The 21,198-nt window shown below is 63.1% G+C and carries 2 protein-coding genes; both read right to left on the bottom strand.

Annotation, left to right across the window (positions count from 1 at the left end; all coding sequences use genetic code 11):
• Positions 1-721: 721 nt before the first annotated feature.
• Positions 722-4,177, bottom strand: coding sequence for an alpha/beta fold hydrolase (locus DDIC_RS09480; protein ID WP_136400210.1), 3,456 nt, complete (start codon positions 4,175-4,177; stop codon positions 722-724).
• The gene (locus DDIC_RS09485; protein ID WP_136400211.1) at positions 4,177-21,000 is read right to left on the bottom strand and encodes a non-ribosomal peptide synthetase; all 16,824 of its coding nucleotides are present in this window, start codon (positions 20,998-21,000) and stop codon (positions 4,177-4,179) included. The genes DDIC_RS09480 and DDIC_RS09485 overlap by 1 nt, the downstream gene beginning before the upstream one ends.
• Between the last annotated feature and the right edge of the window lie 198 nt (positions 21,001-21,198).

Below are 21,198 nucleotides of genomic sequence, written 5' to 3' on the forward strand. Positions count from 1 at the left end.
TCGCCCCTAAATTGACAGGCCAAGATATAAAAACAGATATTAAGCCGACGTCTGCACCGCCCGAAAAAACGCATGGCCCAGCAAAATCATGGGCAATATATCCTTCAGCCCCACTCTAATCGGCTTTCAATAAAGCCTGCCCAACCATCTGTGTAAGCTGCGTGGGCGAGGTACACAAAACGATTACATGTTCACTGTAGCACGGAAATAAATAATTCCATTTACTCGCCACCACATAAGCGCGACTACTCTAGCATGGGCTGCGCCCCGGCCTGTTGGCCTGCGGGCATAAAAAAAAATCGGGTCATGCGCGCTCGCAAGGGTGTGGCGTTTTTTTGCATATTCTGCGGCAGGTTGCCGCCGCTACGGTTCGTGTGGGGGTTGGGGGCTGTTTTGGGCTGCACCCCGCCTTTTCGGATCCCGCCTGGGGACAAAAAATAAAAAAATGCCGAAAAAAAACAGTCTTGCAGACGTAAGGACGACTGTTCCACTCCGACAAATAAAATTCAAGAAAAAACTTTAGGGGAAAACAAAAAAAAAATTTACCACTCTTCTGAACAGTTTTTTGGCGTTTCTAGCGTGCATTTTTTAACCAAACGAGCAAAATTATGCACACCCTGAATCAAAATACCACTTTTTTTGTAACGGCAACAGTTTTACAACATTATCAAGAAATACTCCGAAACATTTTCTAGCTTTTTTATAGATACTTTTTGAGCATCTATTGCCGCGCCAGATACTCCAGAATCAGAGTCGCCACATGGGGAACCAGCCCGGCTGAAAGCATGGACTCGTGGGTTCCCTCCGTCCAGCGCAGGTCAATATTTTCCTTTTTCAAAAAACGGCTCCAACCCTGGTAGTCGTCGTCGATCAATATCTGCGGATTGTTGACAAAATCCAGCGCCCGCACCAGCAGCACCCTGATGTCCGATGGCGTTGGCCGTTCGTAACGCGCCGCCGCCAACGCGTTGCCGCGGTAAGTCAGCAGCAGGTTGTCCATCTGCACAGAGCTGAAACCCGCCGGCAAAAGACCACTTTTTTCACCGCATTCCACAAGATACTCGAGCTGCCGCGCGCGCGGCATGACGCGCAGTTTTTCCGGATCAAATGCCAGCCCCTGCTGCAGTATGGTCTGCAGCAGTTCTATGTCGTCCTTGGCCGCCATCTGCTTTGCCCGGCTGTTGTCAGCCACGGAATCAAGAATGATGACCGGTCCAGGTTTGTTGCCCATGGCGGCATACTTGCAGGCCGTCTCATAGGCCAGCACCCCGCCAAGGCTCCAGCCGCCAAAAATGATGTTCTGGCTTTCAACCTTGAGTATTTCGGCAAGGTAATACTCCGCAAGCCCCTCGACAGTGTGCAGTTCAATGGACAGGGCGCTGCGCTTCTGGCTGAACCCGGCCGCCTCGACCGCGTAGACAGTGTACTTGTGGCCCAGCAGCCGAGCCAGATCGCTGTAGCAAAAAACGCTGCCCCCCAAGGGGTGGAACAAAAACAGGTTTTTGCCGCCCTCGCAGTGGCAAAGCCTGATGACGGGGCTGTCGCGCTTTTCGGTTTTGCCGTCCAGCAGCTCGGCCAGCCGCGCTATGCTCGAATGCGTAATCAGCTCATTGACCGCCACATGTACGCCCAGCTCTTTTTCAATCATGGCGATAAGCCTGATGGAAAGGATGCTGTGCCCCCCAAGGCTGAAAAAGCCTGCGTCGGCGTCTGTTACATCCACACCCAGCAGACGCTTCCAGATTTCGGCCAGTTTTTCTTCCACCGGTCCGGCGGGTTTGCGGCCGCCCTGCGTTTTTACGCCGCCAAGGGGCGAAGGCAGGGCCTTTTTGTCTATCTTTCGGTTGAGCGAAAACGGCAGCTCCACCATGGGGACAAAATACTCCGGCACGCAGTAGGCGGGCAGCTGCTGCTCAAGGTAGCTGCGCAACAAGGCCATATCCACCTCGCCGACCACATAGGCGGCAAGGCTTTTTTCCGCCCCGGCGCGAAAGCTGTCCGCCACCACGGCCACCTGCCGCACACCGGGAAAATCCGCCACGGCTTTTTCCACTTCGCCAAGTTCTACCCGGTTGCCGCGTATTTTTACCTGCTGGTCTTCGCGCCCTCGGTAGTACACAAGACCGTTCTGCACAAAGCCGTTGTCGCCCGTGCGGTAATGGCGCTGGCCGTCTTTTTCCACAAATGCGCCGGGGCCCGCGTTGTCCAGATATCCCCGCGACACGCCGTCGCCAGATATCCACAGCTCGCCGGTGACGGAATCGGGCACCTCACGGCAATTTTTGTCCATCACAGTGATGCGTACGTCCTGCAGCGGTCTGCCGATGGGATAGGCGGTAAAATCCTGATAATTGTGCACGTCAATACGAAAGGCGCTGCTGTCAACCGTGCATTCCGTAGGGCCGTACACGTTGTACAGCACCACGCCCTCATGGCCGGGTATGGCGTAAAACTTGCGGATAACGTCGGGCCGCAGCACCTCGCCCGCCAACAGCAGCGTCTTGAGCGACAAGACTTCGCGCCGTTCGGCCAGCCAGTCGACAAGCACGTTGAAAAAGGCCGGGGTCATATCGCACAGGTCAAGCCCGCGCTGACGCACGCAGGCGCAGAACAGCGAGGGATTTTTGCGCTCCTCGTCGGCAAGCGCATAAAGGCTCTTGCCGCAAAAAATGGAAACCGCCAACTGCTGCACCGAAGCGTCGAACGAAAGCGGCGCAACCAGCCCCACGCGTGCGCAGCCCGCCGCATAGGGCCGCAATGCCCGCAAAATATGCATAAGGTTGCGGTGCTCGACCACCACGCCCTTGGGCGCGCCCGTGGAACCGCTGGTGTACACGATGTACGCGGCCTGATGCGCCTCGCAGGCAGGCAGCGGCTCACCCGTGGGCAAGGGCAGATGCCGCGCCGCAAAGCGCGAGGGCTGCACGGGCCTGCGCCCGCCGCCACGGCGAATGACCACATCGTACCGGAAAGCCTGGCCGCCTGCCGGGTCGCAGGCAGGGTCGCAAGCCTGACCCAGGACGCAGGGCGTAAAGGTCACTTCCACCGGCTCGGGGCACTGGGCGGCCCATTCCGCAAAAAAACGGCGGGGAACAAACAGCTCGCCAGAGGCGTCGTGTCGCAGCAGGCCCGTCTGGTTGCCCGTGGCAAGACCGTACGCCTGCAGGGCGGCCCGCAGGTCGTCCTGGGTTTCCAGATCGCGCACCGCGCCCACAAACAGTGTGCCGTCCGGGGCCAAGAGCCGCAGAGCGGCCCCAAGTACCCTGCGCAGATAGTTGTAACCGGGAAAGTTCTCCACAACGCCATTCAGCACGACAGCGTCGAACTCCTTCCCTTCAATAAAACGTATGTCCGCCGCTTCCATGCGGCGGGCAGTGACCTTTGCCCCCGACTGGCGGCAGGATACCCGCTCAAGCTCGTTGCGGGCCAGATCCACGGCAGCATATTCCGTCGCCGCCGCTGCAAGGGTTTGCGCAACCAGTCCCGAGCCGCTGCCCACATCAAGCACCCGCCGGTTGCGGCTGTGCGCAAGCCCGCATTTTTCAAGCACGGCTGCGGCCATGGCCGCCAGATGGTCCGCCGGGCAGGGGGTAGCGTCAAAGTCGCTCTTCCACCCCATGTCGCTGCCCGCTTCAGCCACCTGCTCCCAGTATTCCGTGCTGGCAAGTCCTGAGCCTTTTTCGGCGGCGTCCTCGTATTTCTGCTCGTCAAGGCAGAGCACATGCCGTATGCCGGGGTTGCGATAATGGAAATATTCGGCGTCCCGCAGGCAGGCGCTGTCGGCGATGATCAGGCTTGCGGGCCGCAGCATGGCCTCTTTGCGCGCCTGCGGCTGTTCGCTCTCGACCGGCAGGTACACGGCCCCGGCCCTCATGACGCCAATAGCTGCCGCCAGATACCGCGCGCCGCGCGCGCAAAGCACGCCCACCACAGCCTCGAGCCCATAGCCGCGCTCCATAATGAATCGCGCAATGCGCTCAGAAAGGACATTCAGCTCGCCAAAACTCAGGGTGCAGCCCCCGCTGGCAAGAGCCTCGGCATCGGCATTTTCTGCGGCAAGACTGCGAAACAGGCTTTCAAGCGAGGCGTGCTCCGTTTCGGCCTGTCTGGTCTCTGCGGGCGCGGCGCTGGCTGCTTTTTTATCCGGCGCGGTAAAAGAAAAATCAGATAGTTTCATTATGCAGTCTCTTGGGTGATACCTTCAAGAAAACGCCCGTAATACTCCAGCCAGTCCCCGGCTGTTTCTGCGGAAACCTGCCTGGGATCGTACGCAAAACTCAAGGCGAAGCCGTCGCACAATTCCCGAACCTGGCAAAAAAGGCCATAGCCAGCGAAGGGGAGGTTTGTGCTGGGAGAATCTGCGCAGGCGTAGCCCGCCCCGGCGACCGCTGCGGAGGACGCAACTGGCGCGGTTGATGCCAGGGGCGCGTAGGCGAAACCCAGCCGCAGACCGGGCCGCGCCGCCGCGCTGGGGTCTGTGGAACCAGGGGCTACGGCCCCCGACGCCAGACCCGCCTGGGTGCGGGCCAGCAGGTCGCCAAACTCCATATTGTCGCTGAGCCCAAAGGCGACGGTACGGCCCGGCGGCACGTCGATCGTCAGCCGCTCGCTCTGGGTGACCCTGCCCACCAGCACCGCAAATACCGCCAGCATCACAGCTTCATGGCTCGCGCCCTTTTGCGCCGCCAGGGTGCATATCGCCCTGCGCAGCGAGGCCGCAACCGTAGTTTGATGCCGGGCAAGCCCGGCCCTGTCGCCATCGGCGGCAGGCAGGGGCGCAGGGGCAAAGCGCAGCGTTTCGTCCAGAGCGCTGGTGGTCATGAGCTCAAGAATGCGCACATAGTCGCTGGCCATGCGCCGCACATCGGCCTCGCTGAACAGGTCGGCGTAGTACTCAAGGGCAATGCCTATGCCTGCGCCCGTGTCGCTTGCAAAGACCGAAAGATCCGTCTTGCTGGCGTGTTTGCTGAAACGCAGGGTTTCAAACAGGCCCTGCCCCTCGGCGGCAAATTCAAAATTCATGTACGAAAGTATGATCTCCGACAAGGGCGATCTGTCCGGCCAGCTTGTCTGCCGCAAATCGGCCAGCAGGCTGTTGAGGATATAGCCCCTGTGACGCATGGCCTCGTTGCTTGTCTGTCTGGTGGCCCGCAGATGCTCGCCCAGCGGACGGGCGGGGTCCAGGCTGAAACGCAGGGGCAGCACAGAGGCCAGCATGCCCGCAGTATTGAGGTGCTCACCGCGACCGTCCACCGACACGGCTACAACCACATCCTGCGAGCCTGTGTAGGCTTGCGCCAGCAGGCTCCAGGCGCAGAGCGAAACCTGATAGTTTGTCAGCCCTTCCTTGCGGGCCAGCGTTTTGATGCCCTGCACCAGTTCTGGCGCGAGCTCAAACTCGTACATGCCGCCCCGACCCGTATGCACACGCGGCCTGGGATACGACGCGGGCAGATCAAGACGCGGCAGCTCGCCGCTGTAAATTCCCTGCCAGTAGGCCGCCGCCTCGGCATCGGGATGCGTGACCTGCCGCCAGGCGATGTCCTTCATCTGCGCGGTCACAGCCTCAAGCGGCAAACCGTGATACAGGCGGTAGAGATCAACGTTGAGCAGCGACATGGTTCTGCCGTCGCCAAGGGCATGGTGCACGTCAAGAAACAGCACCCTTTCGCCCGCGTCGGTCAACAGCAGACAGGCGCGGAAGCCCCCCTCCCTGCGCAGGTCAAAGGGCCGGATAAGCGCATCCTTGCGCGCAAGATCTGCAACACGCCTCTGCTCCAGCTCAAAACCCGCAAATGGATGAATAACCATGGCCGGGCGCTCCGCCTCAAAATCGCAGAAGGTGGTTCGCAGCACTTCGTGCCGTTCCACCAGCCGCGCCAGGGCCTCCTGTAGCCGGGGCACGTCCACATCGTGCGGCATAACAAGAAATACCGGCAGGTTAAAGCCAAGGTCTCCCTCGCTGACCATGTCTGCATACAGGATGGCCAGCTGCTCGTTGCCCACGGGATACCTGTCGAGCGCGGGCGTTGCCTCCACGGCTTTCTGTTTTTGCTGCGCGGGCTGTTGCAGGGCCTGGGCGCGGTCCACAATATCGCCCAGGGTATCGCTCTCAAGCAGATCGGACACGCTCAGGGCCAGACCAGCCTCTTTTTCCAGCCGGTTGACAATACGCGTGGCGGCAATGGAATCGCCGCCCAGATCAAAAAAGTCGTCCTCCCGGCTCAACGGCTTGTCATAGCCCAGGCAGTCGCGGATAATTTCAAGCAGCGCGGCCTCGCCCACATTGGCGGCGGCCCGCGACGGGCTGACCGAAGCGGCGCGGCTGGCGGAAGCAGAACCCGTAGCCAGGACGGATTCGCCTGCTGCCGCAGACCCGCCCTGCCCCGCGGCCCGGCCCTGGCCGGGCAGATTGTTGAGTTTGAAATCCGCCGCGTTTTCGCCGCTCATGCCCACGACCACGGTTGCCTCGCCGCTGGCAAGGGCTACCGCCAGCACCTCAAAGGCCTGCTGCGGATCAAGCATGCCCGAGGCTTCCGCCCCTTGAGCCAGCCCCTCGCGGACAGCCATGCCCACGCCCGACCAGGTATTCCAGCAAATGGACAGGGCGGGCAGGCCCAGGCTGCGGCGGTAGCGGGCAAAGGCGTTGAGATAGGCGTTGGCCGCCGTATAGTCGCTCTGCCCCGGTGCACCCGTCAGGGCTGTACGCGACGAGGCCAGCACAAAAAAGGCAAGTCCATCGCCAAGGGTTGCATTGTGCAGGTTCCAGGTTCCCGCCACCTTGGGGGCCAGCACGGCCTCGTAATCCTGCCTGCGGCTGGTGAGCAGATATCCCCTGCCCGCCACGCCCGCCGTGTGGATAACACCCTGGATGGGCCCAACTTCGCGGCGTATCGCCGCAAAGACGGCCTCGACCTGCGCGGCGTCCGTCACGTCGCACTGGTACGCCGTAAACGGTCTGCGGGAAGATTCCCCGGCAAGCATATCGGGCGGCAGCTGACCGCTGCGGTGCAGCAGCACCACGCGCGCGCCGCAGTGCCCGTTAATCTGCCGCGCCAGCGTGCGGCCCATGCCGCCAAGGCCGCCGGTAATCACCACGCAGCCCTTGCCGGTAATCACCGGTCCGGCCCCAGGGCCGGATGCAGGTGCAGACGGCAATTTGACAAGCGTGCGCACGCGCGCCGCGCGGTCGGCAGCCGCCACATAGGGCCCGTCAATGCGCCCAAGACCTGCCGCTAGAGCCAGCGCTGCAGATGCCGCGTCGGCCTGCGCCTCAAGCTCCACATAGGCGCATGAAATACGGGGTTCCTCCCACGGCAGGCAGAGCAACGGCCCCTGGTGCAACGGCCCCTGATGCAGCGTGTCGGGCGGAGTATCCGGCACAAAGGCCCCGCCGCCCACAACCGTCACCCGCAGGGGACGGCGCGCACCGCCGCGGCAAACTTCCTGCAGCAGGGCGCAGAGCGTCCAGGCGTTGTCCTGTGCTGCATCCTGCGAGTCGGGCAGGCAGAGCAAATGATCAATATCCGCATCCAGAACTTCATTGGCAAGCGCGCGGGCGTCGTCCGCCTGCACGGGCCAGATGCCCTGCGCAGCAACCTGCGTACCCAGAGCCTGCTTCAGGGCTGGCGCAAGCACCCCGCCCTGTCCGCCAAGCAGCATGATTTTTGTATGCCCGGCGCTCAAAGGGGCAAGGTCGGCATTTTCCCAGCCCAGCGCGTACAGCTCAGGCCTTGGCCGTTCGTCCGCAACCTGACGCAGGACCATGAACACCAGCCCGCTGAGTTCCACCAGCACCTGGCCAGCGGTATCCGTCACCACGCAATCAGCCGTGATCATGCCCGGCTGGCGGTCGGTAATGCGTGTAAGCGCGTACACTTGCGGCGTAATGGCGCTATACAGGCGCGCCGCTTTGCATGCCGCAGGCACAAAGCCGTGCACATCATGCAGGGCAAGACTGGCGGCAATATCCATCATGGCCGGATGCCAGCGGAAGGTATTAAAATCACCCCTGTAGGCCTCGGGCAGGCAAAGCCTGGCCAGCAGGGTGTTGCCGTCCTGCGAGAGCCAGAGCCGCTCGCGGCACTGCCAGCGGCCGCTCACATTGAGCTGCGGCCCGCCGTGCGGCCCATTTTGCGGCGTTCTTTGCGGCACGGGTTGCGGCACGGGCTGCGGTTCAGCCTCGCGCAGATTTTTGCACAGCGCTTCCACATCCAGCGGCGCGGGGTGGGTGGGCGGCGCGGTCATCAAGGTCAGCCGCGCACTTGCGGCTATGCTCCAGTTTTCAGTGCGCCCTGCGCCGGGCTGGCTGTTGTGCAGCTCCACGGACAGAGAGTCGCCCTCCTGTCGCGTCAGCAGCGCCACGCGGCAGCCGGGGCCGCAGATCGCAGGTTTGCGCCAGCGCAGATCGCCAACGCTCAGAGGGGCAGCCCCGCCGACCCAACCCAGGCAATCCAGCAGGCCCATGCCCACCAGCAGGGGCGTACCGTCAACGTTGTGCTCTGCGGCGGGCCAGAAATCCGGCCTGTCCACGGCAAGGGCAAAGGCCTTGCCCGTCGGGGTAACCACAGGCGCAGACAGAAATTTTGCCGCAAAACGGGGCCACAGCGTTGCCCCTGCAAGAGGAGCCGCGGGCAGGTGCAGCCTGTACACGGGTTTTTCCGGGGGCCACACGAGGTTTGCCCCGGCAAGGTACGCGGCGGCGGCAGCCTGGGCTTCGGCCCGACCGGCAAAAAACGCGCCCCCGACCGTCTGCGCGGTGCCTTGAGGGGCGTCCGCCTGACAAGTTGCCGCCTGGCGAGTTGCCGCCTGTCGGCCAGCGGCGGACACGGTCACGGCGGTCAGCCCGGCTTCAAGCTGCTCAAACAGATCCTGCCGCGAGCTGGCAACGGCAACGGCCCGCACGGGCAGCGCGTCGCGCCCGGTCATCAGCGTGGCGGCAATGGCGTGCAGGGGCCAGTGGTTGTTGCGCGCAACCGCCGCGGCCGTCGCCTGGACGTAGTCATGCAGCGCGGCCTCATCCTGGGCGGAGAACACCACGCATTGCCAGCTGCCGTCGTCCTGCGGCAGCGGCCCGGCCTGATGCTCGGTCACGATAACATGCGCGTTCACGCCGCTGAGGCCAAAAGAGCTGACCCCGCAACGCCAGGGGCGCTCCTGCTCTGGCAGCGGCTCAAGCCTTTGAGCGACGCGCACCGGAGCTGCCTCAAAATCGATATGCGGGTTGGGACGCTCAAAATACGGCTGCGGCGGCACAAGACCGTTTTCGATGCACAGCACGGCCTTGGCGAGGCCTGCAGCGCCTGCGGCGGCGTCCAGATGCCCCAGATTACCCTTGACCGAACCGATGAGCGCTTTTTGCCGCCGCGCTGCTCCCTGCCGGGCAAAAGCCCTGCGCAGGCCCTCAATTTCCACAGGGTCGCCCAGCACGGTTGCCGTGCCGTGGGCCTCAAAAAACTGAATGTCGGCCAGCGAGACACCCGCATCCTGCGCCGCGCGGGCTATGACCTCGGCCTGCGCCTCTGGGTTGGGGGCGGCCATGCTGGAGGATTTGCCGTCCTGATTGACGGCGCTGCCGGGGATAAGCGCGTGGATGGCGTCGTGGTCGCGCAGGGCCGCGTCCAGCGGCTTGAGCAGAAACACCGCCGCGCCCTCGCCCGCGCCCACGCCTTCCGCGCCTGCGTCAAAGGTTCTGGTGCGGCCCGAGGCCGACTCGATGGCAAAGGCCGCATCGGCCTTGACGGGCAGGTCAATGACGTGCGCGCCGCCCACCAGAGCCAACGCGCACTCGCCGTCGCGCAGGCTGCGGCAGGCCTGGTGCAGCGCCGTCAGCACCGACGAGCAGGCGGTATCCACGCTGGCCGCAGGCCCGTGCCAGTTTTTCATGTAGCTCAGGCGGGCCAGCACGTTGGAGGGCACGTTGATAAGGTACGTCTGCTCCGCCAGATCGGGGAAGGCTCTGGTCACTGCCGTCTGGAAAAGACGTACCGGGCTTGCCCCCGCAAAAACGCCCACATCGGCGCTTTCAAGGGCACTGCCGCCGTAGCCCGCGTCGTCCAGCGCGCGCAGGGCTGTTTCAAGAAACACGCGTTGGGCCGGATCCAGCAGACTTGCATCGTTGGGCGAAAGCCCAAACCGGCGGTAGTCGAAAGAAGAAATATCCGAAAGATACGCGGCCTCACGCAGCCGGGCTTCGTCAAAGGCGAGACCCACGGCATCAAATATCTGCCGTGTTTCACTGCGGCGCTTTTCGGGCATGGGCACATTCATGTCCCTGCCGCTGGCCAGGTCGCGCCAAAAGCTCGCCAGATCGGCGTAATCGCCCAGCCGCACGGCCATGCCGATGATGGCGATGGGCGCAGAGGTTGCGCGGAGGGCCACCGCCGCCGCATCCGCAGGATGCGCCCGTGCGATAAACGCCGCCTGCGCACGCATGGTGCTTTCAGAAAAAAGACCGGCCAGCGTAAATATGCCCGGCCACTGTTTGTCGAGCAGGGTGTGCAGCCGCACCAGCAGCAACGAATTGCCGCCCGCTTCAAAAAATCCCAGATCAGGTCCGGCCGCAACCTCGGGCATAACCTGGCGCCACACGCCTCGCACGGCTTCAAGCAGCGTATCTGGCAGTGATTCTGCCAAAGCGTCAGCCCGAGCATTGCCGCCAGATGCAGCGAGCCGTGCGGCGTCAGCCGAGCGCGCGGGCAGGAGCGTGCCCTGCAGACGCTTGCGGTCGGCCTTGCCCGAGGGACTCAGCGGAATGTCATCCAGCACATAAAACAGCGAGGGGTGCATGTATTCGGGCAGCAGCCCCGCAAGTTCTGACCGAAGGTCCGCAAGCTGGAGCCGCGCGCCGCCCTGCGGCAACAAAAAGGCCTCCAGCGCGGCATATTCGCCAATGCGGCCAGCCCGCACCACCGCCTGTGACACGCCCTTGCAACGCGCAAGCGCCGCCTCGACCTCGCCAAGCTCGATGCGGAACCCGCGTATCTTTACCTGATCGTCGTTGCGGCCAAGGTATTCAATACTGCCGTCGGCCAGCCAGCGCCCCAGATCGCCCGTGCGGTACATGCGGCTGCCGGGGGCAAAGGGGTCGTCCATAAAGCGCTGGGCCGTAAGATCGGGCCGGTTTACGTATCCTTTGGCCACCTGCACGCCGGAGATATAAATCTCGCCCGCTACACCCAGTGGCTGGGGCCGCTTGCGCTCGTCAAGCACATACAGACGGGTATTGCTGACCGGGCGGCCAATGGGCACGGCGTGCGGCGGCGTCTGCAGGCAGGGCTGCCACGAAACATCCACCGTTGCCTCTGTGGGGCCGTAAAGGTTGTGCAGCTCTGCGTGCAGCTGTTCCGCAGCCACCAGGGCGTTCCACCTGGCCACCAGCTCGCGGGGCAGGGCCTCGCCGCTGGTAAACAGATAGCGCAGGGTATGGAGTTTGCGCGCCGCAGCCGGGTAGGCATCCAGATAATCCAGAAACGCCCGCAGCATGGACGGCACAAAATGCAGCACCGTGACGCGCCGGGTTTCTATGGCCTGCGCAATGAGGGCGGGATTTTTCTCCGCCCCCGGCCCCAGCAAGGCAAGGCTTGCACCCTGCCAGGACCACCAAAACAGCTCCCAGACCGAAACATCAAAGGCAACCGTGGTTTTTTGCAGCACCACGTCGCCCTGCCCGATGGCAAAGCGCGACTGCATCCAAAGCAGGCGGTTGGCCACGCTTGCATGCTCCACAAGTACGCCCTTGGGCCGCCCGGTGGAGCCGGAAGTAAAGATCACATAGGCAGGGGCGTTTGGCGGCAGCGGCTGCGCCGTCGGGTTTGCCCCATGCCCGGCGTTGGCCGCATGCATAACCTCCGGAGCAGGCGTGAGCACCTGCTGGCCGCACTGGCGGAACACCCCGGCAAAACGTGCATCGCAGATCACTGCGCACGAGCCGAGGTCTTCCAGCACCGGGCGCAGCCGCTCCGCAGGCATGCCGGGAGCCAGCGGCACATACACCGCGCCAAGCCGCAGCACGGCAAAAATGCAGGCCATCATCAGGGGCGAGCGCTCAAAGCACACGCACACGTACTGCCCGCTCTCCACGCCCTGCCCGCGCAGCCATTGGCTTACGGCCTCCACCTGCGCGTCAAAGTCCGCATACGACACAGCCGCGCCCGCAGCGTCGATCACAGCCGGGGCCTCTGGCGTGCGCGCCGCCTGAGCGCAAAAACGGCTGTCCATATCCGCCTGCAGATCAAATGGCTCGGCCGTGTCGTTAAAGGCGGCAAGCTCGGCGCGTTCCTGCTCCGGCAGAATATCCAGATCAAGCAGCGGGCTTGCGTCGTCAGCCAGAACAGCATCGGCCAAAATGCGCAGACGCTCGGCCATGCGGCTGACCGTGCGGCGGCTGAAAAGCTCGGTGCAGTATTCCAGATGCACTTCGTAGCCGCCGTCCGCGCGCTCTTTAAAGTAAAAACTCAGGTCAAACTTGCTGCACTGGTGCGGCAGACCAAGGGCCTCCATGTGCAGGGGCGCACGCCCAAAATCGTTCCAGCTGGCGTCTTCCAGCGCGGTAAATACGTCAAACAGCGGGTTGCGGGCCGCGTTTCTCTCTACCTCCACGGCCTCGATGACCTTTTCAAAGGGGCAGTTTTGCGCCGCCAGCGCGTGACGGAATGCTGCGTCCACCGTGCGCGCCAGTTCCGCAAATCCGCCCTGGGCGTTCATACGCGTCCGCACCACGAGCGTGTTGACAAACAGGCCTACAAGACCCTGAACCTGCTCGTGCTCCCTGTTGGCGGCCGGGCAGCCCAAGATGACGTCGTCCTGCCCGGTGTGGCGCAGCAAAAAGGCGTCCACCAGCGCCAGCAGTACGGGAAAAACCGTCAACTCCCCCTGCAGCGCCCAGCGTTTGATGGCCTGGCTGCGCTCGCGCCCCAGATCAAAAATCAGCACATCCCCTTCAAAGCGCTGCACGGCAGACCGGGGAAAATCCAGCGGCAGGCGCAGGCGCTCGGGCAGAGGTGTGAGGTCGTTGCACAGCGGCTCCAGCCCGCCTGGTTCGCGCTGCGAATCCCACAGGGCGTAACTGGCAAAATCCAGTTCCAGAGGTCGCCACTGCGGGGCCGTGCCCTGCAACACGGCTTCGTAGGCTTCGTTGAGCTCGCGGGTAAAAATCTCTCCCGACCAGCCGTCAAAAATAATGTGGTGAAAACAGAACAGCAGCACATGACTGTCGTCACCCTGCCGGAACAGGGCCACGCGGGCCAGGGGCCGCTCCGCGCCCAGCGGCAGCGTCATGCCAAGATAGACGGCCTCGGTAAAGGGCGTGTCGTAACACTCAAGCCGCAGGCCGCCCGCAGGGGCGACCGTCTGCTCCGGCGCGTCCAGCGCCACGCGGATGCGCAGGGCGTCGTGCCGCTCTTCAAGCAGGGTCAGGGCATTTTGCAGGGCCACGGCATCCACCGGGCCGCGCAGGCGCGCGGCAAAAGGAATCACATATACCCGACCGCTCTCGTGCAGCTTTTGCATAAACCAGATACGCTGCTGCGCGGGCGACAGAGGGTAGCGCTCCAACCCCGCCATACGCGGAATAACTGCATCCGGCACTGCCAGAGCGCTGATGCGCACGGCCAGGGCACGGGGGCTGGGGTAGCCCATGACGTCTTCAATGCCGATGGCAACCGACAGGCTTTTGCTCAGGCTGGCAAGCAGACGCATGGCCGAGATGCTGTGCCCGCCAAGCTGAAAAAAGTCGGTGTCTACAGAATCAACCGGCTGGCCCAGTACTGTGGAATAGGCCTCGCGCACGGTCTCGGCCAGCGAGGCAATATCCTGCCCTCCGGCTACTGCAGCGGGCGCAATGACAGCCGCTGCAATTTCACTTGCTGCAACGGCACTGGTGGGCGCGGCTTTGCGCTGATCGGGCACATCCGTCACAGCAGCTGCGGCAGCAGCCTCAAGATCAAGGCATGGGCGGCCCCCGCCAGCCACAGCCGCCCGCAGCACCGCATGCAGACCGTTGCACAGGGCAAGGGTGCTGTTGTGCGACAGCCGCCCGGCATCGTACAAAAAGCGGAAGCGCAGCCGTGCGCCGGGGATAACCGAAATACCCAGAGCGTAGGGGATTTTTTCAAAGCCGCGCATGTCGCACAGCTCAACGCTCCCCTCGTCAAAGCTCGTGTCCACGGGATAGTTTTCAAAAACCATCAAATGGTCGAGCACGTTTCTGCCCATGGCCGCCAGCGGCACATAGCCGTAGCGCATATGCTGCAGGTTCTGCTCTTTGACATAGGCCAGCAGCTCGCCAAACGGCTCATGGGGCCGCCAGCGGGCGCGCAGCGGCAAGGTCTGGATAAACAGCCCCACAGCGGATTCGATGCCCGCCACTTCTGCCGGTCGGCCAGAGGTGACCACGCCAAAAACCACATCGCGGCTGCCCTGGTTGACAGCCCCAAGCACTATGCCCCACAGGGCCTGCACCAAGGCGGAAAGCGTGACGGACTCGGCCGTGGCCAGCGCCTGCAGACCGGCGGTCAAAGCCTCGTCCAGCTCAAGCTCCATGGTTTGCGGTTCGGTAAATTCTGAGCTATCGCCGCCGTCCTTGGCCGTGACGTCTCCCGCCACGCCTGTGGGCCCGGCAAAATCCTGCAGCAGCCCGGCCCAGTAGGCCCGCGCTGCCCGCTCGTCAAACTGCGCCCGCCAACGGCTGTACGTCTCAAGCGGAAACGGCTCGGGCAAACGCGCGTTTATGGACCCGCCTTCGGTTTTGGCCAGGGCAAAAAGCTCGCGCAGCAGCACGCCCATGCACCAGCCGTCCATCAGCAGATGATGGAAGCACCAGCTCATCACCGCGCCGTCGTCTCCACGGCGGAAAAACCTTGCCCGCAGCAGAGGCCCGCGCTGCACGTCAAAGCCGCGCTGACGCTCCGCCCGCAGCAGGGCCTGCATCTCCGCCTCGGCCTCGGCCTCCGGCAGGTGCGAAAAGTCGTGGTATTCCATGCTGGTGCGGGCCTTGCGCAGCACCAGACGGTAAAACTCGCCCTCCACCGGCATGGGAAACAGCGAGCGCAGGCTCTCGTGCCGGGCCGTGAGCAGTTGCCACGCCCGCATGAGCGCAAAGATGTCCACTTTGCCGCTCAGGTAAAATTCCACCTGCTGGGTGTATACGCCCGACTGCGCCAGCATCGACTGGTACAGCAGCGGCTCGTGCCCGCCGTCTGGCTGGGCGATGTGCTCCACCTCGTCAGCCGTGCAGCCGCTGGCGGCAAAGATGGCGTCAAGCGTCTGCTGCGGCAGGTAGGCAGGCAGGGTTTTGAGGGCCTCGCGCCAGCTGTCGAGCAGATCGCCGACCCAGTCTGCGGGCAGACACTGGGGGCTGAACCAGGCCTCAAGATGCAGTACGCCCTGCAGGTCAAAAAATACCGAAAGCTCCAGCGGCGCTTCGGCCCGCATCTCGCTGTGCACAAGCCCGGGTACAAGCCCCGGCGCAAGCGCTGAAAGCACCAGCTCGGCCTCGTCATCGGGCTGGCCCGTCATGCGACCCAGATAGTTGAAGGCAATCTGCGCCGCATAGTCGAACGTATCGGGCTCATCCTGCCGCAAGTATCCATATGCGTTGCAGTTTTCTGGGGTGAAATACTGCGCCAGCCATGGCCCCACGGTTTCGCGGGCCTGGGCGCAGGTGGCGGCAGGTTCAAGGGGCATGGGACATACGGCGGTAAACCAGCCAAGGCTGCGGCTTGCGTCAAAACCGGGCAGGAGTTCGTCGCGCCCGTGGCTCTCAAGCGTTACCTGCACGGTGGCCCTTTGCCCCTGCGCATGCAGGGCGCAGGCCAGCGCGGCCAGCAGATCGGCCTTGGCGTCGTGCGAATATTCAAACCGGAACCCCTCAAGCAACACAGCCGCGCTGACGCGCTCGGCGGCTTTGTCCCGCCCCTCGGGCAGCCGGGCGCGCAAGGGTTGCGCCGGTACGGCGCAAGCTGCAAGCCAGAGGGCGCGCTGTTCTTTGCTGGGGAAAACCCCGGACGCGCGCAGGCGCTCAACCTCGCGGGCGCGCAGAGCAAGCCCGTGAGACTCGCGTTGCAAATCGCCTGTGCGGCAGTAATGGATAAAATCCTGCCGCAGCGTTTCAAGCGACAGCGCGTCCAGCGCAAGATGGTGACCCGCCAGCACCAAAAACCGTCTGTCGCCCTGCCGGGCAAGCACAGCCCCCAGGGTGCGGCCGTCCTCCGGGTTCAGCCCGGCGACAATCCGGGCTACGGCCTCGCGCAGCAGGGCTGTCTGCTCCACCGACTGTCCGTATTCGCGGCACTGCAGGTGGATGGCCTGCGGCTCGGCGAGCACCGTTGCGTGGTCTGGCGCAAAGGCCATGCGCAGGGCCTCGTGGGTTGCGGGCAGGCTGGCGAGCCATGACTCAATGCCCTCTGTCGGCACCCCGGCCCGTATTTCCAGCGGCAGCAACATAAAAAACTGCCGCCAGTGCAGGGGATGCGCCGCCGTAAAATGGCGGGCAAAGGGCAACAGGGGCACCCGCTCGCCAGGGACAACCGGCGTGTAATCCACATTTTGGGCTGGCACTGGCGCGCTTACGCCGTCTTGCAGCAAGGCGCATATATCCGCAAAGCGGGGCTTGCGTAAAAAGTCGGGCGCGCTCAGGGCGGTGATGCCGCTGCGGCGCAGAATGCCCGTTATCTGGATGGCCTTGATGGAGTCGCCGCCCTCGCGGAAAAATTCGCTGTCGTCGGCTACGGCTCCTGTGGAGCCGGGGTGCAAAATTTTGCGCCAGGCATCGGCCAGCATCTGCCGTGGATTGCGGCGGGCAAGGCCCGCGCAGGCGCGGCGCATGCTCTGCGCAAGCTCTTCAAGCAGGGCCGGGGCATCCGCCACGCAGCCGGCGTCGTACTCAAGCACAATGCGCGAGGCGGCCCCGGTTACGAGCGTAAAGCTGGCTGTAAGTTTGCTGGCCCGCAGCTGTAGCCCAAGCCTGCGAACCTCGATGCCGGGAGCGCTCAGCGGCTCAAAATGCGCGTGCGTGGCCAAAAATTCGGGCACGATGTCGGCAGCGCCGTAACGGCTGTGCTCGATGGCCTGGCGCATCTGCTGGGACGCTTCCGCCAGGGCGGCGCTGTCCTGCTGCCCTTCAAGCCGTACGCGAAGGGGCACGGTGTTGACGTAAAACCCGGCTGCGCAAAATTCGTCCTGCGTTTCTCGCAGACCCATGGGCACGCCGAGCAGCAGCTCCTTGCGCCCAAAGCGCTGGCAAAGGGTGCGCCCTGCCAGCGCCACAAAACAGGCCAGTACGCTTGCGCCAGCGTTTTTTGCCAACATTTCAAAGCCGTGCGCGGTCGCCGCATCAATATCGATGCCCGTCATGGCTCCGGTGCGGCTGGCGGCCCCGGCTGCCGCATTTACCGGGGCGACCGGCGGCGTAAGCACCAACTGCCAGTACGCCGCATCCTCCGCGCAGGCGGGCGACGCCGCGTAGGCGCTCTGCCTGCGGCAAAAAGCCTCCTGCGCCGCGAGCTGTCCGCGTACAAGCGGCTCGCCGCGCAGATGGCGCAGGGCATTTTGCAGCAGTATCTCAAGGGTTTCGCCATCGCCCGCCACATGGTGCACCAACACCAGCACCTGCACGCTGTGGGGCAATGCGGCCGCCACCAGACGCACCGGCAGTTCCACGCGCAGATCAAAGGGCGTATGAATCTGCTCGTCAAAAAAAACGGCGGCCTCGCGCTCGTTGGCAAAAGCCACGCTGCGCAGGAACACCTCGTCCTTGCCGCTCTGAAAATGGGGATTGTCTATATCGCCCGCCACCGTGCAGTGAAAAAGCTCCTGGGCGTTGGCGGCCCGGCGCAGCCCCTCGAGAAAATCCGCCGTTCTGTCGCCGCGCAACTCAAGCAGAAGAGGCATATTGTAATCAATTGAGCCCTCGTTGACCTGCTGGTACGCCCAGATACGGTACTGTCCCATGCTCATGGGCGCGGTTTGGCGGGCGCCGGTCGATTTGACCCGGCCATTGCCGAGCAGCGCCTCCACATCAAACAGGGTTTCGCAGCTCGCAAAACTGCGAAAGGAAATATCCACATCAAAGGTTTTGCGGATTGAGTGCAGCAGGGACATGGCGTTGAGGCTGTTGCCGCCCTGATCAAAAAAGCTTTTGGCGGGGTTGTAGGTACGGCCAAGCACTCGCTCAAAAATACTCACAAGGCCCGCATCCACCTGCCTTTGCCCGCTTGTCTGCGTCTCGCCCTGCCTGGCAATGGCATGCAGGGCCTTACGGTCAATTTTGCCCGTGGGGGCCACTGGCATGGCCTCAAGCACATGCCATGCGGAGGGAATCATGTACGGCGGCAGGTTGTCCCGGCTCCACGAAACAACGGATTCGATGGCTGCCCCCGATTTGAGCACAAAAAACGCGGCAAGGCTGGTCTGACCGCCGGCATCCTTAACCGCCAGCACGGCAGCCTGGCTGACGGCCTCGCAGCTTTCGAGCAGGCAGGCCACTTCGACCAGTTCCACTCGGTTGCCGCGAATTTTTACCTGATCGTCGGCGCGCCCCAGCAGCAGAATCTCCCCCCTGGACGACCACAGCGCCAGATCGCCCGACGCGTAAAACCGCGCGCCGCCTTCCTGCGGCAGGCGTACAAACCGCTGCCCGGTCATATCCGGCTTGTTGTGGTAGCCAAGGGCAAGGCTGTCCCCGCCGATCCACAGTTCGCCCGCCATGTCCGCTGGCAGCTCGCGCCCTTCGGCATTGCGGATGGAGAGCGTCACATTGGGGATGGGCCGCCCTACGCCAATGGGCTGCGGCTCAAAAGGCGAAACCTCCTTCATGGCAGCGCATACGCAGGTTTCTGTAGGGCCGTAGGCGTTGAAATAGCGCAGTGATTTGGCGTAGTGCAGGGCGTCCGCCGCCACAGGGGGTTCGCCCGCGGTGATGAGCACGCGCAAACCCGGAAAGGGTTCGCCCTCAAAAAGATTGAGGTACGAGGGCGGCAGGGTTGCCACGCTGATATCATTGTCGATCATGTACTGTCGCAGGGTCCACGGCGCGTTGCGGCACGGGTCGCTCACAGGATAAAGCCCCGCCCCGGTCAGCAGGGCCATAAACATCTCTGAAAGCGAGGCGTCAAAAATGGGCGGCGCAAACTGCAGTACGCGGTCGTCCTGCTGCACGCCAAAAAGCTCTATCTGCCCCTGAATCATGTTGGCAAAGCCGCCGTGCGGGGCCAGCACGCCCTTGGGCTTGCCCGTAGAGCCTGACGTATAGATGAGGTAGGCCCCGTCGCTGGCTGCTGGCGCTTGCGGCAGAGGGATGATGGCCGACTGCCGGTAAGCCGCATTGTCGAGGTCAAGGGTAATGTCCGCCCCTGCGTCTTCTATTATATAAGCCCGCCGGTCAGGGGCCGCCTTGGGGTCTATGGGCAGATACGCCGCGCCCAGCCTCTGGATGCCCAGCACGACCTCCGGCAGGTTGGCCGTGCGCTCGGCCTCCACCGCCACAATGCCGCCCCGCCCAACGCCCTGCTCCGCCAGCCATGCGGCGCAGCGCAGGGAATTTGCGCGCACCTCGGCGTAAGAAAGGGCATTGCCCCACTCGTCCTTTACCGCCGTGCGTTCGGCAAACTTCTCTGCCGCGGCGTCAAAGAGTTCGGGCAGGGAGCGGATGTCGTACCGCCTCGCAGGCCCGACGCGCCACTGCGCCAGCTCGCGCTTTTCTTCATCCAGCAGATAGTCGAGCTGCGGCGGCTCGACCCCGGCCGCCAGCTGACCGATAACGCACTCGACCCGCGCCACAAAGCGCTCCACGTCCCTGTCGCTCAGGTGGTTGCGGCTGTTGCGCACGGTGAGCGAAAAACAGCCCGAACACAGCTCCTGCATAACCAGGATGCCGAAAAGAATCGGCTCTTTGGCGCTGTGGCGCTGCGCTGCCTCAACAATGGGAAATTCCGCCGTGCCGGGCGGCGTGTTGGGCAAAAAATTGACAAACGTATCAGCCAGAAAGGCAAAATTGCGGCCTTCAAGCTTGCGCGCCGCCAGCTGATACGGCGTACGCACATGGCGGTAAAACGAGGTGTTTTGGGCGCTGACGGCCTCAAGCAGTTTGGCGAAGGTTTCGTGAGCGGTAACGTTGACCAGCAGAGGCGGCAGCGACATCATAGCGCCCTGCCGGCGGTGCAGCACCTTGCGCTCGCCGTAGGCCACGGGGGCAAGGGCGACGATGTCTTTTTCGCCGCTCATGAATGAAACGATCAGCGAATAAATGCCCGTAAAAAAGACCGCGGGGCTGACCTTGTGCGCGGCAATAAGCGCCGAGGCTTCACGCGAGGCTTTTTCAGAAAGAATGTACTTGTGATGGCGGCTATCGCCCAGCACGTCGGGGCGACCCGGCAGGGCGCGCAGCAGCCTTTTTTCGGGCAGGCGGGCAAGGTGCTCCTCCCAAAAGGCCATATCCTTCTGAAAGCGGGGCGAGGCGCAGTGTGCCTGGTCTTCGAGATAGGCTTCGTCGCAGGGGCACGGCTCGCCGAGGTCGGGAGTTTCGCCGCGAGCAAGGGCCGTGTAAACATTGGCAATAACCGCAATATGAAAAAAGATGGCCAGCCCGTCGAGCACGACGTGCGAGCACTTGATGGCAACGATGCAGCTTGCCGGGCCCGTAAGCACCAGCGCATAGCGGATAAGGGGATTCTCTACCGGCTCTTCAAAGAACTCGTCGATCATGCGGTCGGCGGCAGCGCTGGGGTCAGGCTGCGCGGCGGCATCAAGAACCCGAAAGTCGGGTTCGTGTTCTTCACCATCTATGAGAAAGCGAGGTTCTTCTTCGTCCTGACACAGGACGGCGGCGGGCAGGGGCGTAAAGTGGAGCGTACGCCGTATGGCCTGACGCAGCAACCCGGGGTCGAGCATGGCGTCTATACGGTAGCAACCCCTGATGGAAGTTTCTGCATAGTCGGACAACGCCGCCTTTGCCGAGAGCCACAGTTCCTTCTGACAACCGGTTAAAGGCACAAACTTTGCCATTCCGTCCCCCACTGCGGCTTTTCGATCATAGCGCCATGCCGAGCAAAATAGCCTACAGTGAACATATTGGCAAGTTTTACATATACTTTGGACAATTTTTGCCGTAAATTCTTACCAGAACGCAAGACCCGTCCTCTGAGTTTTTTCCCCATGAAACCTCCCGGCAGGCAACGGTTCTTTCATAAATATAGCTTCGCA

Source organism: Desulfovibrio desulfuricans (genome assembly GCF_004801255.1).
In the GTDB taxonomy this organism is placed as follows: domain Bacteria; phylum Desulfobacterota; class Desulfovibrionia; order Desulfovibrionales; family Desulfovibrionaceae; genus Desulfovibrio; species Desulfovibrio desulfuricans_C.

Bases quoted from the DNA above. Each gene is read 5' to 3' on its own strand.
- DDIC_RS09480 (WP_136400210.1), bottom strand. From the start codon at position 4,177: ATGAAACTATCTGATTTTTCTTTTACCGCGCCGGATAAAAAAGCAGCC.
- DDIC_RS09485 (WP_136400211.1), bottom strand. From the start codon at position 21,000: ATGGCAAAGTTTGTGCCTTTAACCGGTTGTCAGAAGGAACTGTGGCTC.